The 706-nt window shown below is 49.3% G+C and carries 6 tRNA genes; all 6 read left to right on the top strand.

From position 1 onward, the window contains the following. Window positions 1-140: 140 nt before the first annotated feature. A tRNA-Asn gene (locus AC1TPB_RS24945) sits at window positions 141-216 on the top strand. Between the two features lie 4 nt (window positions 217-220). After that, window positions 221-311, top strand: a tRNA-Ser gene (locus tag AC1TPB_RS24940). A 19-nt stretch (window positions 312-330) separates the two neighbouring features. Beyond that, window positions 331-405: transfer RNA gene (locus AC1TPB_RS24935), tRNA-Glu, on the top strand. A gap of 5 nt (window positions 406-410) precedes the next feature. Further along, window positions 411-486, top strand: a tRNA-Val gene (locus AC1TPB_RS24930). A 12-nt stretch (window positions 487-498) separates the two neighbouring features. Next, window positions 499-574, top strand: a tRNA-Met gene (locus AC1TPB_RS24925). 30 nt (window positions 575-604) lie between these two features. After that, window positions 605-681: transfer RNA gene (locus AC1TPB_RS24920), tRNA-Asp, on the top strand. Window positions 682-706: the final 25 nt, after the last annotated feature.

The following is a 706-nucleotide window of genomic DNA, read 5'->3' as shown; positions in this document are numbered from 1 at the left end:
ATCGGTCGAGGGCTTATCCTACAATTTTTCTAGACGGAGCGCAAGCGAAGATAGAAAAATACATCGGAAGCATAGATTCAAATGATTCACTTTGGAGTTTTACCTTTCACATCCAGTTTTGAGGGTGCAAACCCGAATGTTCCCTGATAGCTCAGTTGGTAGAGCACTCGACTGTTAATCGAGTTGTCACAGGTTCGAGTCCTGTTCGGGGAGCCATTATGGAGAGCTGTCCGAGTGGTCGAAGGAGCACGATTGGAAATCGTGTATACCCTTATCCGGTATCTAGGGTTCGAATCCCTAGCTCTCCGCCAGTAAAAAAATATAGCGCAAGGCCCGTTGGTCAAGTGGTTAAGACACCTCCCTTTCACGGAGGTAACAGGGGTTCGAGTCCCCTACGGGTCACCATTTATGGAGGATTAGCTCAGCTGGGAGAGCATCTGCCTTACAAGCAGAGGGTCGGCGGTTCGAACCCGTCATCCTCCACCATAATAATAATATCGCGGGGTGGAGCAGTTGGCAGCTCGTCGGGCTCATAACCCGAAGGTCACAGGTTCAAGTCCTGTCCCCGCAACCAAATTTAATAATAGAAGAGTTTTAATAATACGGAGCTGTGGTGTAGTGGCCCAACATGCCTGCCTGTCACGCAGGAGATCGCGAGTTCGAATCTCGTCAGCTCCGCCATTTATCTTCTATTATGTTTGGCTCG

It is taken from the genome of Paenibacillus sp. Y951 (assembly GCF_056786395.1).
Note: the sequence above shows the minus strand (reverse complement) of the source record. Positions and strands in the feature narration are given on the sequence as shown.